Genomic DNA, 17,051 nt, shown 5'->3' on the forward strand with positions numbered 1-17,051 from the left:
AAATTCAGGAGACGAGCTTGATGGCCACCAGCGTCAGCGTGGTAGCCAGCGCGGCACGCACCAGCCGCTCGGGCAACGCCCGCGACAGTTGCGCGCCCAGCCAGATGCCGGGGATCGAGCCCACCAGCAAGGCCAGCAAAAGGGTCCAGTTCACCGTGCCCAGCCACACATGGCCCAGGCCGGCAAGCGCCGTCAGCGGGACGGCGTAGGCGATATCGGTGCCCGCCACTTCGGCAGGCTTCATGCGGGGATAGAGCAGCAGGATCAAGGTGGCGCCAACCGCACCGGCGCCGATCGAGGACACCGTCACCAGCACGCCGATCACGGCACCCACCACGATGGTGGCAATGGTCTGGGCACGGCCTTCCAGCTGGAATTGGGGGTTGCGGGACAGCCACGCCAGCAGCTGCCTGCGGAACAACAGCGACAATACCGTCAGGATCACCGACACGCCGATGGTCATGCGGATGGCGTGCAGCCACTGCGCGTTGAGTTCACCGGCGCTCTTGAGCACCAGGATGGCCACCACCGCGGCCGGCAGGCTGCCGATGCACAGGCGGCGCACCACCTGCCACTGCACATGGCCGTGGGCGCGGTGCGCCAGCGTGCCGAAACCCTTGGTGATGGCGGCAAAAGCCAGGTCGGTGCCAACCGCCGTGGCCGGCGAAAAGCCGAACAGCAGCGTCAGCAGCGGCGTCATGAGCGAACCCCCGCCTACCCCGGTCAGACCGACGAGGACGCCTACTAGCAGACCGGAAACGGTATAGGCAAGAGACATTGGGGTTCACCGGGCCGGTAAGCGCCCGTTGCTGCCTAAAAGTGAGGCAAGCACACGGAGGTTCCGACCGTTCATTAACAAAGTTCGAGAATCGTAATAAACTGCCCTCATATCTCAAACTAATAAGAAGTTGTTTGTTTATACGAACACAGTTATATGAACCTGCATCAGTTCCGCTTTGTGCGCGAAGCCGTACGTCAGAACTACAACCTGACCGAAGCCGCTAAAGCGCTCTACACGTCACAACCCGGTGTCTCCAAGGCCATCATCGAGCTGGAAGAAGAGCTCGGCGTGGACATCTTTACCCGCCACGGCAAGCGCATCCGCAGCCTGACGGAGCCCGGCCGCCGCATCCTGGAGTCGGTAGAAAAGATCCTGCAAGAAGTGGAAAGCCTGAAACGCGTAGGCAAGGACTACGCCGCCCAGGACCAGGGCAACTTCACCATCGCCACCACCCACACGCAGGCGCGCTACGCCCTGCCCCGGGTGATCGCGGAGTTTACCAAGCGCTACCCCAAGGTGCGCCTGTCCATACAACAGGGCAATCCCGCCCAGATCGCCGACATGGTGCTGCACGACCACGCCGACATCGGCATCGCCACCGAAGGCATCTCGGCCGACAAAAACCTGATCTCCCTGCCCGGCTACCAATGGCAGCACGTGGTCGTCATGCCCCCCGACCACCCCCTGCTAGAAAAGAAGCACCTGGCGCTGGAAGACCTGATGGGTTACCCACTCATCACTTATGATCCCAACTTCGCCGGCCGCCCCAAGATCGACAAAGCCTTCGAGCTGCGCCACCTCAAGCCCGACATCATCCTGGAAGCCATCGACGCCGACGTCATCAAGACCTATGTGGAAATCGGCCTGGGCGTGGGCATCGTCGCCGGCGTAGCCTTTGACGCCGAGCGCGACCGCAACCTGCGCGGCATCCCCGCCGGGCACCTGTTCGGCACCAATGTGACGCACCTGGCGGTGAAGCAAGGCGCCTACCTGCGCAGCTTTGTGTATACCTTTATTGAGCTGTTCTCCCCAACGCTCAACCGCAAGCTGGTAGAACAAGCCATGTCGGGCGACCACGAAGCCTACGAACTCTGACGCACCCCATCCAGCGCGGCTGACCAAATATGGATAGCCATCAGCCGCGCCATGCCAGCCCCGCCACGGCGCCCCGGATGCAACCGGCGCGCGGCAGGGACGGATCACCTTGAATGGCCAACCCCGGTTGGCCAGACTTATCAGCACAACGCAGCACAACCCATTGGCCGCCCCAGGCAGCCAGAAAGACCCTATGACAGAGCAAGCCACCATCCACTGGACCGAAAACGGCGAAGAACGCAGCGCAAACTGGCAATCCGAAGCCGGCACGCCCCCGCCCAAGCGCGTCGTCATCGCTGACGACACCACCACCGGCGACACCGCCTACCGCCTCGCCTGCGAAGGCACCGCCATGCTCTGGCGCGGCGACTTCCAAAACGCCCGCCAGCTGCTCCAGGCCCTGGCCCGCCGCGCCGACAAGCCCAAGAAAGCCGCCAAGGCGTCCAAGGTGCCCAAGGCCAAGCCCACCCCCACCGAAGCCTTCCACCTGCACCGCCAGGCCCAGTCCCAGCGCGCCCGCACGCTCTCCATGCTGCTGCTGCCCTTTGACGCCGACCACCTCGTGCCCCTGCGCCGCTCGCCGGATGTGCGCGAAGCCTGCCTCGAAGCCTACGGCGAGGTCGACGCCCCCTACGTGGCATCCATGCGCGAACTCCTCGGCCTGATCGGCGCCCACGAGTGGCGTAAAAAAGGCGTGGAAATCCCCGCCCTGGCCGAACGCATCCACCCCTACTACGGCGTGTTCTCCCCCGTGCGCGGCGAATACATCGACCTGGTGGCCAAAGCCCAGCTACCCGCCGGCGCCCTCAACCTCGCCTTCGACATCGGCACCGGCACCGGCGTGCTGGCCGCCCTGCTAGCCCAGCGCGGCGTCAAGCGCGTCATCGCCACCGACATGGACCCGCGCGCACTCGCCTGCGCCAGCGACAACATCCACCGCCTGAAGGCCGCCGCCCAGGTCGAGGTGGTGGAAGCCGACCTCTTCCCCGAAGGCCGCGCCCCGCTGGTGGTGTGCAACCCGCCGTGGGTACCGGCACGCCCCAACTCGCCGATTGAACGCGCCGTGTATGACCCGGACTGCCAGATGCTGAAGGGCTTTATCGCCGGGCTGGCGGATCACCTGGAGCCCAAGGGCGAAGGCTGGCTGCTGCTGTCGGACCTGGCCGAACACCTGGGCCTGCGCACGCGGGACCAGTTGCTAGGCTGGATCGATGCAGCCGGGCTGAAGGTGCTGGGGCGGCTGGAGGTGAAGCCCAACCACCCGAAGGCGGCGGACATGACCGACCCGCTGCACGCTGCGCGTGCGGCTGAGGTGACTTCGTTGTGGCGCTTGGGTATCAAGTAAGCTGCAGCCGATAAACCGGGCGACGCTCGTCGCCCGTTAGCCCGGAGCTCGCCTCCACGATCTTGTTAGTGTCGTGCGGTAGTGCCGTGCGGCCGGCCATCCGGGTAGATCAGCGGGCAACTGACGAGGTCACCCAGGCGCGCCAATGGCTGGCCGTCCAGCAAATCGCTGGCAGACCCACGGATGACTTCGCCGCCATGCGTGGTCTTATCGCCTTTCTTGATGCGTTTCTTTGGCATTTGGATTGGCTTTGCGACTATTGGGTTACCACCACTTCGACACGCCGGTTTGCAGCGCGACCCGCGATGGTCTTGTTATCGCCAACGGGTTCGCTATCGCCCTTGCCAATCGCTTCGAGCCGGCCCTTGGCGACCCCTTGACTTGCAAGACACTCACTGACGACGGCGGCGCGTTCTTCGGATAACACCTGATTGGACGGAAAGCGCACGCTCTTGATGGGCTGGTTGTCGCTGTGGCCGATCACTTGCGCCTTGCCTTGCACCTTGTTGATTTCGCTGGCCACCTTGTTGAGCGTTGGCAACAGTCGCTTGCTCACATCAGCCTGACCGGCACGGAACATGTCATCGCCCCGGAATACCACGGTCGTACCTTGGTCGTTGTCATGGACCGCCACCACGCCACGTGCGATCTCATCCTTGAGCAATTCGGCCAGATGCAGCGCCTGGGGCAGCGGTGGCGGCGTCATCCTGCCAATGGCCTCGATCTGCTGTACCACATCATGCTGCTTGAGCAGCAAATCGTATTTCATCCAAGCGAACAGCCCCAAGACAACCACGGCAAGCACCGAAACCGTCGCCCACGGCGACACGCTGTACAGATGGCGAAAGCGCCCCGGCGGCGCGGGTTCAATGTGCGGCGACAGTTCGTTGGGGACGGGGCCGTAGTGCTTCAGCAGCAAGTCGTACAAGCGCTGCCGAATCGTGTAATGCTGCCGGTCTCCGTCGGTCATCCTGCGATAACGCCCCATGAATCCCAGGGACATCAAATGGTAGATCAGTTGGATGACCGCGATATGCTCGTGGGGCGACTCCACCAGACGGCCCAGCACTTGATATACCTTCTCGCCGCCCTGATTGTCCTGGTGGTGTTGAACCAGCAGACTGTGGTTGGCCCACCAGCCCTGTCCCCATTCGTGCTGCAAGGCTACGTCGTCCAGCGCCGTGCAGATGGCATAGTGCGAGGCAATGACATGTTCGCGCTTGACGTTGGCGCGCTCGACCAGTGCCTTGAACGTGTCGAGCTCTTCGTTGATCAGCTCGCGCAGACGTTCCGTTTCCGCCGGCGCCATGCGCTCCGGTAGGTCGCAGAGACAACGAACCAAGCGCCGTGCTGCCTCCAATATTGGATTCGGGGCACGCTGCACATCGGCGAGACGCTGCTCAAAAGTATGCGGCGGCTGCGAATCGCTACCGGCTGCTGGTTTGTTGTCCGGTTCGGGCGAGGGGATGCCTTGCGGGTCCATGTCGGCCATCTTGCTTAGACTCCGTTCGTGACCGGATGGGGCTCATCGGTCACCGTGTAGCCCAAGTCGCGCAGCTTCTGCTTGACCAGCTCGCGCTGCTCCTTGGAATAGGTCACGTCGTCCTCGATCTTGAACGGCATGTCGATGTTCAGCGTCTTGACAAGGATGTTCAGCGCGTAGTCGCGCGCGCGTAGATAGCGCAGCTCTTCGGGTGTCATGGCCGATTCGCTGCCATCCGCGTTATAGCGGCGCAGTCCGATATCCTTGATCGGCATGGGGTCGTTCAGCACGGGAATCAGCACCGGCACAAATTTCGGTGTGCGCCATGCGCGGAACTGGTAGAAGATCATGAGTGGGTCCCTTTTCCCGTCACGGTCATCCGCACTCAGCGCACGCGTCATCAGTTCCATACTGCCGGGGTCGTCCAGCAGCGCGAGGCCGAAGACCGCGCCGACGCGCACCCCGTAGTTTTTTGCCGCTAGATAGGGCTTCAGATCGGCGATGCGCTGCTCCGGTGGCACGGGGATTTGCGCCATCGTGAGCAGGAGATCCCTGTCGCCTTCTTTTGCAGGTGGTCGCATCTGCCCCTTCAGAATAGGGTAAACCTCGGAACGAGGGTTCTCGATCAAGCCGAGTACGCTTGCTTGACCTCCTCCTTTACTAAAGCCTTGCGCCAGTAGCGTCGCCGATTCAAGCGTGGGAACTTTCCGCAGAAAGCCGTAGGCAATTTCCATCGCGGTACTGCTCGTCCTTGGATCGCTCACGATAACGCGGACTTCCGGCACGATGGCATTCTGTTGTCGGCGAACATAGGCATAAGCTTCATCCCACTGTTCGTGGTCGATCATTTGTGCCAGGCCAGGCATATTCGTTTGCTCCTGTATGACTTGATCTTGCGCAGCACACACCTGTGGTACTGCTACGCTGCAGGTGAGCAGCAGGCTCAGGCAAAAACGCCTTGCCCAGCGTTGTCGGACGGTGGTGCCCATACGCTGCTCAAGAGTTCGCGGCGGCGGAATCCAGCGAGGCGTCGGCTTGACGCCTTCGGCTCGCGTCGGCTGCGAATCGTTACCGGCTGCCGGTCTGTTAGCCGGCTCGGGCGAGGGGATGCCTTGCGGGTCCATGTCGGCCATCTTTCTTACACGCCGTTCGTGACCGGATGGGGCTCATCGGTCACCGTGTAGCCCAAGTCGCGCAGCTTCTGCTTGACCAGCTCGCGCTGCTCCTTGGAATAGGTCACGTCGTCCTCGATCTTGAACGGCACGTCGATGTTCAGCGTCTTGACAAGGATGTTCAGCGCGTAGTCGCGGGCGCGTAGATAGCGCAGTTCTTCGGGCGTCATGGCCGATTCGCTGCCATCCGCGTTATAGCGGCGCAGTCCGATATCCTTGATCGGCATGGGGTCGTTCAGCACGGGAATCAGCATCGGCACAAATTTCGGTGTGCGCCATGCGCGGAACTCATAGAAGATCATGAGTGGGACCTTTTTCCCGTCACGGTCATCGGCGCCCAGCGCACGCGTCATCAGTTCCATACTGCCGGGGTCGTCCAGCAGCGCGAGACTGAACGCCGCCGCGATTCGGGTCTGATAGTACTTGGCCGTCAAATAGGGCTTGAGATCGGCGATGCGCTGCTCCGGTGGCACGGGGATCTGCGCCATCGTGAGCAGGAGGTTCTTGTTTTCCTCCTCCTTTGGAGGTTGGAGCTTTGCTTTGAGAATGGGATAGACCTCAGGACGAGGGTTCTCGATCAAGCCAAATACGCTTGTTCGACCGCCCCCTTTTCCCAAGCCTTGCGCCAGTAGCGTCGCCGATTCAAGCGTGGGAACCTTCCGCAGAAAACCGTAGGCAATTTCCATTGCGGTACCGCTCGTCCTTGGGTCGCTCACGATGGCGCGGACTTCCGGCACGATGGCGTTTTGTTGTTGACGGACGTAGGCATAGACGTCATCCCAATCATCCCACCGATTTTGGCTGATATGTTGGTTCATCAATTGTGCGAGACGAGGCATGTTCGGTTGCTCCGGAATGGCGAGATCTTGCGCAGCCCATGTTTGTGGCAATGCAATGGTGCTGGCAAGCAGCAGACTCAGGCAAAGACGCCTTGCCCAGCGTTGTCGGACGGTGGTGCCCATACGCTGCTCAAGAGTTCGCGGCGGCGAAATCCAGCGAGGGGTCGGCTGCGAATCGTTACCGGCTGCTGGTTTGTTGTCCGGCTCGGGCGAGGGGATGCCTTGCGGGTCCATGTCGGCCATCTTGCTTACACGCCGCTCGTGACCGCATGGGCCTCATCTGTCACCGTGTAGCCCAAGTCGCGCAGCTTCTGCTTGACCAGCTCGCGCTGCTCCTTGGAATAAGTCACGTCGTCCTCGATCTTGAACGGCACGTCGATGTTCAGCGTCTTGACAATGATGTTCAGCGCGTAGTCGCGGGCGCGTAGATAGCGCAGTTCTTCTGGCGTCATGGCCGATTCGCTGCCATCCGCGTTATAGCGGCGCAGTCCGATATCCTTGATTTCCATCGGGTCGTTCAGCACGGGAATCAGCACCGGCACAAATTTCGGCGTGCGCCATGCGCGAAACTGATAGAAGATCATGAGTGGGACCTTTTTCCCGTCGCGGTTACCCGCACCCAGCGCACGCGTCATCAGTTCCATACTGCCGGGGTCGTCCAGCAGCGCGAGACCGAAGGCCGCCGCAATTCGGGTCTGATAGTACTTGGCCTTCACATAGGGCTTGAGATCGGCGATGCGCTGCTCCGGTGGCACGGGGATCTGCGCCATCGTGAGCAGGAGATCCCTGTCGCGTTCTTTTGCAGGTGGTCGCATCTGCCCCTTCAGAATTGGGTAAACCTCGGGACGAGGGTTCTCGATCAGGCCAAGTACGCTTGCCTGACCTCCTCCTTGACTAAAGCCTTGCGCCAATAGCGTCGCGGATTCAAGCGAGGGGACCTTCCGCAGAAAGCCGTAGGCAATTTCCATCGCGGTGCTGCTCGTCCTTGGGTCGCTCACGATAGCGCGGACTTCCGGCACGATGGAATTCTGTTGTCGGCGAACATAGGCGTAAGCGTCATCCCACTGTTCGTGGTCGATCATTTGTGCCAGGCTAGGCATATTCGTTTGCTCCTGTATGACTTGATCTTGCGCAGCACACACCTGTGGTACTGCTACGCTGCAGGTGAGTAGCAGGCTCAGGCAAAAACGCCTTGCCCAGCGTTGTCGGACGGTGGTGACCATGCCGTTTTCTTCTCCGTTGACGATTCAGACTTGTTGAGTAGTGCAATCCCGCGTGCCGTTACAATTTCAGAGTCTTCTGGCGAAGACACGACCTTCGGCACCGTCTTGCAGCACAGCATCTTGCCGCCCACATGCCAGCCATTGCCAACATCCTGTTGCCGTCCTCGTTGCCGGGTATTGGCGTCCAGTGGACCGATGCCGTTCAAGCCGGTATAGACATACATCAGCATCCGGCGAGACCAGAAATCCTCCAGGTTGTGGCGTTCATCCCTGCCTTGAATTTGCACGTGAACATCGTCCCCCTTGGGGTTATGCGTTGCGGGGTGCCACAGTCCAAGAAAATGCCCGATCTCGTGGGCGAACGTCTGGATGAGCTGATCCTGACTGGAAGGCTGGCCACCATGCATCTGCTCGGCGGCCACCAGGGCGGTATTGCAAAGCCCCCAGCCAATGCCACTACCGATTGTGGATTCCACCACATACATGTTCAGATGCCTCGCCTTGCGATTCAGACTGGTCACCGCGTGGAACTCGTTCACTGCGGGTTGCCCGTCTTTGGCAGGCTTGACGGTCATCGCCCCTGCCTGCATCAAGTCGATGGTGTCATTCAGCCATTGTTTGACCTCAAAGCGAATCCCCGCTGCCCGCCAGATGTCATTGATCTTGTTGAAGATGGGCTCAAGCTTTGGACGCTGAAGTGACGGAGGAATCCGTGGAATCTCCGGCTTGCCGGCCTGTCCAATGGACACAAAATGCACCGCCACAGCGACGTTGATGGGCGCGTAGACCTGCACAGCCAGGGTGTGTAGTAGCGGCCCGCTGGGACTGCCATAGCGCACTTCAATTGCGGCGGTCGTTCCTTCCGCTTTGTTGCGCAGACCGGCGATTCCCGTCAACTCGATCAAGTCACCCGTCGCCTGACTGATCTTGACCGTGCTCTCATCCGTGCTGACGAAGCTCAGCGGCACGCTTGCCCCGACATGCAGGCGCAGCAGCAACAGGTCAATTCTCTGTCCAGCCATCAGGCTCACGATTGGCCCGTTATGCTCCCGGTAGCCGCGCTCGTCCAGTTCGGGCCTGCCCGGATGAAAGGTGGTCGATTCGTTGTACCGCACGAAACGCACCGGTACAAACCGGTGTCCATCGTAGATTTCGCGTGCCAGCGGTTTTGGCGACGGTCCCGGGGCGGCAGATCCGACTGCGCCTTTGTTTTTCGGTCGTGGCGGAGGCGGGACGGTACATGGCTCCATGGTGCCCGGAGGGGCGCTGCCGCCGCCCGCTGCCAGCTTGGCGACGAAGTCGGGGTGAAACTGCTTGACGCTCGAGCCAGTGAGGTCGCGGTGAAAGCCAAACGCCTGCGACGGATCGATCTTGCTGCCAGCGAGTTCGTGCCGCTCAATTTCGCCATTGGGCTCGAAGCCGCTGTCCACCTGAAAGCGCAGGATCGCGTCCTCGATTTCGATGTGGTCCAACTTGTCATCGGGCGTCTGCGACACAGCCACTTGCCCGGGACGTACGGACCGATAAGGCTTGTCGTAGTAACCCAGCACCATCAGGCGACGCTTGGCACCCTGGATGCCCATCGTCGTTGTGCCGTCGGTCTTCTCGTCATCGCTGTAGTCACGCGCGGTCAACTGGATCAGCGTGCCAAGAATTTCCAGTTCGCCTGTGATGCCAGGTTGCAGGCCCGGCAAGAGAATCTGGCCGTTGGCCCCAGTCGTGCCTTCGCTGTCCGTTTGTCCAGGGATGCGCAGTTTGTAGCTGAGGCCGGCCAGCCCGCGCTCGGCTTCAGTCCGGGAGATACCCGGGAACAGCTGGAAATAGATGCGCAATGGGCGCAGCGGTATCGCCACCTTGCACACCGCGCCGCCCGGCTTGAGGGTCAACTCCGGATACGATGCAGGCTGCGCGGGCGGCTTTTGCGAAGGATGTGTGGAATGGGTTGCCATAAGCGGTCTTATATAATTTCAATCTTTACGGTTTCGCCGAACTCGGCTAGCTTGAGCGCAGTCTCCCCGTGCGCATTGGTCACGCCTTCGATGAGGCTGCCATCGGCGCGCGTAATGCGGTACGACTGGTGCGGTGCAAGGTGGTCGGTGCCATCCCAATGCAGCTTGTAGAAGCCCCCGTAACCTTTGCCGAAGCTCGGCATCGGCACACTGGCAGTCTTCGGGCCGGTCAATTGCTTGCTGCCCGCGTGAACCGTCCATGCGCCACTGGTGCCGCTCTCGATGCCGCTGGGCGTCATGCGGTAGTAAGTGCCTCCAACGTTGAACACGATCTCCTTGGCGGCGGTGACTTCGATCCTGCCTTCGGTGCTGGTGACCTTCAGGGTGTCGCGCGCCACGACTTCCATTTCGTTGTCTTGCGCCTGCACCGCGACTTTGCCCTTGCGGGCGATCAGCTTCACGTCTTCGGTATGGCCGCACAGCGAGACACCTTTGGCCGCGCTGCCGACAATGCTGTGACCCGCAGACATAGACAAATGCTTGCCGGTGGTCAGCGCCGTATGGTCGCCGCTGTGCAGGTGCGTGGTCTTCGGTGTCGTACTGGCGATCCCGGCAGGACTCGCCATGACCATCATCGGCTGTGACAGTTCGCCCAGCGCTTCGCCCGTCCCTTTGATGGCGTCGTTCTGTTCGGCAATGGCCTGCGCCACATTCTTCTGTTCATCGGTCTGCGCGAGTGCCGCCACGCTGGCATCCAGCACGTTGCGGGCTTCGGCCAGTGCCTGTTCCAGCCGCCGGATCGTTTCCCGCATTGCCAGCACATGGCCGTCTGCGTTACGTCGGGCCTCGGTGGTAATCAGCATCCCGTCTGCGCGGATGGCCCCCTTGCCATCGGTGCGCAGCTCGAAGCCCTCGCCGCGCTTTTCCTCGCGCCCCTGCCAATCGTTCACGCGCACGTTGTGGCCGAGCGCCAGCAGGCTGTTCTGGTGGGCCGAGGCGACCTGCACCTGCTGCTGGCCCTGCGTGTCGTCATAAAGCGTCTGGTTGCGGCCTTCGCCGAATAGCTCTTTACTCTGGTAGCCGGATAGCGCGTGCTGATCCGGCAGGTTCCACGCTGGTAGGTTTTCCTGATTGTTCACCACCCCGACGATGATCGGCCGATCCGGATCGCCGCCCAGGTAGGCCACAACGACCTCCTGTCCGATGCGCGGCAGGTGCGTGTTGCCGAAGCGGCTTCCCGACGCAAAATTGGCGACGCGAATCCAGCAGGAACTGTTCTCGTCGTTGTTGCCGTAGCGGTCCCAGGCAAACTCGCAGCGCACGCGACCGAAACTGTCGGTCCAGATTTCCTGATTGGCCGGACCGGTGACCTTCGCGACATGCGTGCCGCCGATGTAAGGCTTCCTGACCCATTCGGGCCGGAACATCTCGCGGGTCGGCTGTGCTTCGAATTCCACCTCGCAGCGCCATTGCTGGCCGCTGCCCGAGAACTCGCCCACATCCTCGATCAGCAGGCGTGTGTCGAAAACCAGGTACTCGCAGTTGGCCTTCCTGCGCAGGGAGCGCGCGAGCGTGAACGTATTGCCCGGCGCCATCGCGCGGACATTCCCCTTGCCGCGCACACGGTGTCCATGCTGCCGGATGGCTTCCATGCGGATGTGCGCCCGCATGTCGCCCTCGGCGCGGGCTTGCTTGCCGCCCGCGGGCTCGGCGTGGTCACCCGGCCAGTCGAACCGCTCGTAGGTCGAATGACTGGTGTCGCGCGGCGCTTCGGCAGACACGTTGAGGTCAGCGCGCGGTTGCTTGAAATCGTAATCCCCGTGCGTCCATTGGCCGGTGATCAGCCGGTCGCGCGCCTCAAACTGATAGAGGTGTTCTTCGTCAACCCGGTCAGAGGATGGATACCAGCTAATGGTGTGATACGCGGCACTGGGAATGACCTTGAACGCGCCGTTGCCATCGGTCAGCACCAGACGGTGGTGACCATCTGAATGCTCGAAGAAGAACGATATGCCCCATTCTGCCAGCAGGCGCCGCACGAATTGGTAATCGGTTTCACCGGCCTGCAATTGATACTCACGCTGAGGATATTGGCTATCCAGCAGGCGACGCTCGACGGGGAAGGTGTAGTTGCTGAGTACCGCTTCGACGATTTCCAGTACGTTCATGTTCTGGAACCGCTTGTAGTTACTCGTCAGTGTTGCCAGCCACAGCCACGCACGCAGGGTCAACCGGTACAGAATGCGCTCGTTGTCATAGAACGGCCCCCGAACTTCCGTGACGAGGCCGGTGATTTCCCGCGTGCCCTGACCCAGGCCACCGGCTTGGCCGGTGCCAGATCCGTCCAGTTCAATACTGACGGTGAGTTCCTTGCCCTGCATGGCCTCCATATCAAGGTCGCCTGCCGGACCGTAAAGGGCATTGCGGTCGTCGGGGGTCTTTAACTCCAGTTCGTACTCGAAAAGGGCGTTAATGCCCTCGGTGCCGGATATGCGGGAAAACACCAGCAGCGGCTGTCCCATCAGTTCCGGCAACCCCTCGCCGGACACGGTGACGGTACGAGAAGAGAGCAGCAAGCGGTTACCCATGCAAGTAAGCTCCGTGATGTCAGGCGCCCTCGGCGCATTCCTGACGCGACGCGAAACAACCCAGGCCACCTTACGTGACTTGGGCTCCCGAAAAAAATCCGCTACTCCGATGAATTTAGCTTCACAAGCCTATCGACTTGGAAACGGGAGTGTCTATGAGACTATTCCGGAAATGAACCCAGACAATTCGTAGTAATGCGAGCATTACAGAGATTTTGGATGGCACTGCGAACAAGCATGCCGCCAATTCGGCCAGCCATCGCGCTCGACCGGATCGCGCTAAGCCACGTCCACCTCGCCACAAACCTCATCGACATGCCGCCTACAAGGCTTGCTGAGGCCTAACTTGGGTGGATTGAGGATGGGCCCCGCATCAAGGGCGCTAGCCTCAGCGCACCAGATGCAGATCTACGGCAATTTCGCCCTTACGCGATCCAGCCAGGTCGGCGGTAGGTCCACGACGCCATTATTCTCAGTCGCCCCCAAATCGTATTGCACGAAAATTGGATTCCAAATCAAGCTACGCCGATCAGGGTCTAAATATGTGCGCTCGGCCAGTAACTCCCCAGTGCGGGTCTCATACAGACGAAATAGCGTGCCGTACTCGCGCGGAAGATAGCAAATTTCGCCTATGTATTGGCCTGTAGGAGAACGCTCTCGCTCGCATTGATACCGGGCTGATCGGTTCAGCGCGTTGCAGCCATAAATCAGCGAGCTAAACAGAGCTACGAGAATGACCAGCAACTTAGCCAGAAATTTAACGAGGCGCATCATAGCTCAAACTCCACTATGATCGGATTTAGAAGATGCAAGACCATCCGGTCTGAATATAGGATCGGGTCGCCCAAGGATTTCTGGCATGCCCGGACCCGTCACGCGGACAGTACGATTGGAAGCCGATGGCAAACGAATACCCATGCGAAAACACTCCGCCGCAGGTGAAGTTGCAAGATCCGCAAGGCCATGAGGCTTGAACCTGATGTACCTTGTGCCAGTGCTGGCGCACCGATCCGCAATTGATTTTCACAAATACCAGAACGGTATCCTGCAGCGAGAAATGCTATGCCGCAATCGGACAAGTACGAAATTCGATGAGAAATTTGGCGATGAGGGCGGCTATGAAACGATCAGAAAAGCGGCTACCGTTCGGTTCATTCAGCACCCCGTAGGTGCTCAGGCGCGAGCCGGCATGCTGCACCATCGAGGATGTGGAAGCGTTCTAACTTCCAACGGAACACCCTGCCACCCTCCTCCGCAACCGCCCCATCGCCGCCCACACCGCCACAACCGAAGGCGCAGTGCGCCCGCCGACATCGCGCATCGAAAGACGATTCTGGCGTTTCGCTAATGGCTGAACGCGCCCGTCAAGATCCGCTTGTTGTGGAGTTGGACCTATGAACATAGGCACCAAAATCAAAGCCGAACCTCGGCTACGTTCGGCGATCAGGCTGGCGGCGCTCGCCGCCGCTGCCGTATTTCTTGTTCTCTATGGCTTGGATGTTAGAGACAGATCCACTGCGCACGAATGCCAGCGGGAGAATTCTGGCGACTACATCGCAGAAACCTGCTATTTGGCGCGTGAGTATGGCACTTTGTTTCGCCTTTATGCTGCACGTAGCGATGAATTACTCGCAGAACGCACGTACCTTGACCCCGACGCTCCGCGCCTGCTTTGGTTTCACGACCATGTGCTGTATGACATCGGCGCGCGCGATGGTAAGGGCTATGTAACACTGCCACCGACACGTTGGGACTGACTACGGGCTAGACTCCCGTAGCGAACGAAGGCACCTGCTTCCGGTCGTGGAATGACAGCCGTGAACTGACTGTTTGGGAGGGGGCACAGGAGCGACACGCGCCGAACCTATGCAGCCCCTCCTCCCCCTACCTCAAAGCAACCCCTGCACCCGATTCAAAGCCGCATCCAACTGCTGCTTCAACGGCGTCAGCAAGCAATGCAGGCCGTGACTGTCTTCTACCTCGTCACTGTCGTAATCCAGCAATCTCAGAACAGAGCCAAGGCCCGCGCTAACGCGTAGCAAGTCAGCACAGCTTTCCTGCGCGATGCCTTGGGCGTCGTTGCGCAGCGCGTCTAGTTGGTAGGCTAGTTCCTGGACGCTTAGCTTTGTGGGGGTGTCTGCTGGGAAGGTGATGCGGATCAGGTCGGCGAGCAGGTCGGATTGCCGGGAGAGGGTGAGCGTGCGGTCGGGGTACTGCGAGGGGATGGACTGGTCGATGTGAGCGGAGGAGTCGGACATTGCGGTTCCATAGAAAAATTAGCCGCGTGCGGCGGCTGGTCGCCTATGCTTTCGCAGGTTTCCACTCCTGGTCACCTTTGTTTGAGGTGAGTAAGGATTGTCGGGGAGGTTTGGGGAGGATGTCAATCCGGAGCGGACTTGCGCTGTGGACGACTTCTGCGTCCGGACACGTGATCGGCGCGATGGCGCTTGTAGCGGTCGCTTGCCGGCCCTGCGCTGATGCCTGTTTTGAATTGAAGGGAAGCGACGACGGACGTCCGCAGTCGACCCATTTGGGACACTGAACCGCACTCTACCGTGCGGCCGCAACCCAGTGTAAAGCGGCCGCTCGCGCTTATAGAGCTCGACATAGAAGAACCAGGGTCTCGCTGGGCTGGCCGATTGGCTGACATGTTCGACTTGGCTGTGCCGATGCGGTCGAAGTCGTCGACCTCGGCCGGGGTGTTGTCGGCCGGATGCGGCATCGAGCGGTTTCCATGAACAAGACATGGCGGATGACGTCACGCCACTTCGGTCTCGACTACTTGCCCGCGTATTTTAATCTCCGGCCGCGTGTTCCTTTTCATCGCCTACGACCACTGCTTTTAGCCCTTCACGCAGTGCGGTCGCATTTTCTATGCCGTTTAGTTCCTCGAACTCCCGTTGTGCAGCTCGCCAGAACGGGGCTGCTCTTTCGTGCAGCCGTCGACCGTCCTTGGTGAGTTCGATCAGTCGGATTCGGCCGTCCGTTGGCGACGGCTTGATTTTCACGAAGCCATCGCGTTCGAGAAAGCCAACCATCTTTCCCATCGCCGTCCGCTCAATATCGAGTCTCTCGGCCAGCGCGTTGACCGGGGCACTTCCCACCTCGTCCAGTGCCGCAAGCGTCAGGAATTGTGTAATGCGCAGACCCACCGGTTCGAGATGGCTATCGTAGAGTCGCGAGATCTGCCTGCTTGCCTTCCTTGCGGCGAAGCAGTTGCACTGATCGATTCCAAGCGGCTGGTTAAACAGCGACATCGCGGTTCCACTCCTTATCTATTTGGGCTAGTCATGCATTAAATTTGGAGCAGCTTGCGCCGAGCCGGGCTCCGGGCCACTCGGATACTCGGGTCGGCCGACCGGACGATACGCGTGCAAAACGGCCATCGTCATCGGACGGTCTACACTCCGTCCGGCGGTACGATATACCCAGGCACTTCGGCCGCGAGGGTGCTCTTCAGGACTGCAGTGCCTTTGTCAGCCATTACTTCGCTCTTGCCGGCGGCTAGAGCGTCGTAGGTCTTCCGAACAACATCATCCGGACTCGCCTTAGGTACGTCAATGCCCTTGGTCAAGTCTGTATCGACGAAGCCGACGTGCAGGCCGAGCACGTGGATGTTACGCTCTTTCAGGTGAAAGCGAAGCTGGTTCGTGAAGCTCCACGCCGCTGCCTTTGACGCGGCATACGGCGTCAGATAGGGGCGCGGCAGCCACACAATGTCGGAAAGGACGTTGATGATGGCCGCATGTGATTTGATTGCTAGTATCCCTTCGAAGGCTTGAGAGACACGCACGACGCCATAGTAGTTAGTATCGAACATCTGCTGGGACTGGGTTTCTGTGTCGACCGCGAGAGGCCCATCTATCAGGGCGGCAATGCCGGCGTTGTTGATCAGAAGCGTGGTGTCGGCGGCTACTTTCGCGGCTGCGGCGATCGATGCTCTATCTGTGACGTCAATCTTGATCGGCAAGATACCTGGTTCATCGAATCCGGTGATGTTGCGCATGCCAGCGTAAACTTTCTTCGCCCCGCGACGAACCGCCTCGCGAGCGAACTCCAAGCCAAGGCCACGGCTGGCGCCGGTGATGAAGACAGTTGCGTTCTTCACTTCCATGACAACTCCTTATTAGTGGTGCGAGCCATCGGAGGCGAGTATCCCGGCCCCCAACGCGCCCGTGGTATCAAAGAAAAATCTCTTCTGGAAATCGCTCCGAGAACATTTCCCGCAGATGGGTAGCGATGCTTAGGACAGCACCGAGCGGGGACATTCGTACGCTTACTCTCGGCACCGATCCATCGGAATTTCGGTCGGCGACGACGGTTGCGCTCAGCTTCTCGCCGCTTGTCAGAACAGCCTCGTATTCGAGCACCAGCCGCACGTCGCTGGTTTCAAGGAACGTTGGCGTTTGGGAGCCGTAGAGAGCTCCAACGGCATTGATCAGGAGCCTGATGTCATCGCGTCCTACAACGCGATCACGCAACACGGAACTCGCTAGCTCCGCGTCTGCCGTCAGATCATCCAGAAATGGGTGACGTTCATTCCGTGAATCGGACACGTTCATCTCCAATCGTTGCA

16 protein-coding genes are annotated in these 17,051 nt (G+C 60.3%); 3 read left to right on the top strand and 13 right to left on the bottom strand.

Annotated elements, in window-relative coordinates; translation table 11 throughout:
- Positions 1 to 4: 4 nt before the first annotated feature.
- Positions 5 to 778 (bottom strand): sulfite exporter TauE/SafE family protein, encoded by a 774-nt coding sequence (locus AC1Q7Q_RS05890; protein ID WP_183036659.1) that lies wholly within the window; start codon positions 776 to 778, stop codon positions 5 to 7.
- A 156-nt stretch (positions 779 to 934) separates the two neighbouring features.
- Between AC1Q7Q_RS05890 and AC1Q7Q_RS05895 the strand changes: the two genes are divergently transcribed.
- Positions 935 to 1,876: a CysB family HTH-type transcriptional regulator gene (locus AC1Q7Q_RS05895; RefSeq protein WP_183036660.1), complete on the top strand. Its 942-nt coding sequence runs from the start codon at positions 935 to 937 to the stop codon at positions 1,874 to 1,876.
- Between the two features lie 193 nt (positions 1,877 to 2,069).
- The gene (locus tag AC1Q7Q_RS05900; RefSeq protein ID WP_183036661.1) at positions 2,070 to 3,221 is read left to right on the top strand and encodes a 50S ribosomal protein L11 methyltransferase; all 1,152 of its coding nucleotides are present in this window, start codon (positions 2,070 to 2,072) and stop codon (positions 3,219 to 3,221) included.
- A 65-nt stretch (positions 3,222 to 3,286) separates the two neighbouring features.
- On the opposite strand, the gene AC1Q7Q_RS05905 is transcribed toward AC1Q7Q_RS05900, so the two are convergent.
- From AC1Q7Q_RS05905 to AC1Q7Q_RS05940, 8 genes are all read right to left on the bottom strand, one after another.
- Positions 3,287 to 3,460: a PAAR domain-containing protein gene (locus AC1Q7Q_RS05905; protein WP_492375658.1), complete on the bottom strand. Its 174-nt coding sequence runs from the start codon at positions 3,458 to 3,460 to the stop codon at positions 3,287 to 3,289.
- 17 nt (positions 3,461 to 3,477) lie between these two features.
- A complete protein-coding gene (gene tssL / locus AC1Q7Q_RS05910) occupies positions 3,478 to 4,713 on the bottom strand; it encodes a type VI secretion system protein TssL, long form (RefSeq protein ID WP_492375657.1) in 1,236 nt (411 codons plus the stop codon).
- Between the two features lie 5 nt (positions 4,714 to 4,718).
- Entirely contained in the window at positions 4,719 to 5,837 is a 1,119-nt protein-coding gene (locus tag AC1Q7Q_RS05915; RefSeq protein ID WP_492387138.1) for a HEAT repeat domain-containing protein, read from the bottom strand.
- A 5-nt stretch (positions 5,838 to 5,842) separates the two neighbouring features.
- The gene (locus AC1Q7Q_RS05920) at positions 5,843 to 6,958 is read right to left on the bottom strand and encodes a hypothetical protein (protein ID WP_492375655.1); all 1,116 of its coding nucleotides are present in this window, start codon (positions 6,956 to 6,958) and stop codon (positions 5,843 to 5,845) included.
- Between the two features lie 5 nt (positions 6,959 to 6,963).
- Positions 6,964 to 7,815, bottom strand: coding sequence for a hypothetical protein (locus tag AC1Q7Q_RS05925; RefSeq protein WP_492375654.1), 852 nt, complete (start codon positions 7,813 to 7,815; stop codon positions 6,964 to 6,966).
- Positions 7,816 to 7,892: 77 nt separating this feature from the next.
- Positions 7,893 to 9,887 carry a zinc-dependent metalloprotease family protein gene (locus tag AC1Q7Q_RS05930; protein WP_492375653.1) on the bottom strand — a complete coding sequence of 665 codons (1,995 nt, stop codon included), beginning with the start codon at positions 9,885 to 9,887 and terminating at the stop codon, positions 7,893 to 7,895.
- Positions 9,888 to 9,895: 8 nt separating this feature from the next.
- Positions 9,896 to 12,475, bottom strand: coding sequence for a type VI secretion system Vgr family protein (locus AC1Q7Q_RS05935; protein ID WP_492375652.1), 2,580 nt, complete (start codon positions 12,473 to 12,475; stop codon positions 9,896 to 9,898).
- A 408-nt stretch (positions 12,476 to 12,883) separates the two neighbouring features.
- Positions 12,884 to 13,249, bottom strand: a complete 366-nt coding sequence (locus AC1Q7Q_RS05940; protein ID WP_492375651.1) for a hypothetical protein — start codon at positions 13,247 to 13,249, stop codon at positions 12,884 to 12,886.
- A 620-nt stretch (positions 13,250 to 13,869) separates the two neighbouring features.
- On the opposite strand from AC1Q7Q_RS05940, the gene AC1Q7Q_RS05945 reads away from it, so the two are divergent.
- Positions 13,870 to 14,232 carry a hypothetical protein gene (locus tag AC1Q7Q_RS05945; RefSeq protein WP_492375650.1) on the top strand — a complete coding sequence of 121 codons (363 nt, stop codon included), beginning with the start codon at positions 13,870 to 13,872 and terminating at the stop codon, positions 14,230 to 14,232.
- 132 nt (positions 14,233 to 14,364) lie between these two features.
- Here the strand turns inward: AC1Q7Q_RS05945 and AC1Q7Q_RS05950 are convergent, their stop codons facing one another.
- The 4 genes from AC1Q7Q_RS05950 to AC1Q7Q_RS05965 all read right to left on the bottom strand — a co-directional run bounded on the left by AC1Q7Q_RS05950 (position 14,365) and on the right by AC1Q7Q_RS05965 (position 17,037).
- Positions 14,365 to 14,733 carry a DUF1484 family protein gene (locus AC1Q7Q_RS05950; RefSeq protein WP_492375649.1) on the bottom strand — a complete coding sequence of 123 codons (369 nt, stop codon included), beginning with the start codon at positions 14,731 to 14,733 and terminating at the stop codon, positions 14,365 to 14,367.
- A 537-nt stretch (positions 14,734 to 15,270) separates the two neighbouring features.
- Positions 15,271 to 15,732 carry a MarR family winged helix-turn-helix transcriptional regulator gene (locus AC1Q7Q_RS05955; RefSeq protein WP_492375648.1) on the bottom strand — a complete coding sequence of 154 codons (462 nt, stop codon included), beginning with the start codon at positions 15,730 to 15,732 and terminating at the stop codon, positions 15,271 to 15,273.
- A gap of 143 nt (positions 15,733 to 15,875) precedes the next feature.
- Positions 15,876 to 16,589 carry an SDR family oxidoreductase gene (locus AC1Q7Q_RS05960; protein ID WP_492375647.1) on the bottom strand — a complete coding sequence of 238 codons (714 nt, stop codon included), beginning with the start codon at positions 16,587 to 16,589 and terminating at the stop codon, positions 15,876 to 15,878.
- A gap of 67 nt (positions 16,590 to 16,656) precedes the next feature.
- Positions 16,657 to 17,037, bottom strand: coding sequence for a hypothetical protein (locus AC1Q7Q_RS05965; protein ID WP_492387139.1), 381 nt, complete (start codon positions 17,035 to 17,037; stop codon positions 16,657 to 16,659).
- Between the last annotated feature and the right edge of the window lie 14 nt (positions 17,038 to 17,051).

The sequence above is a fragment of the Cupriavidus sp. GW823-FHT07A04 genome, from assembly GCF_058794615.1.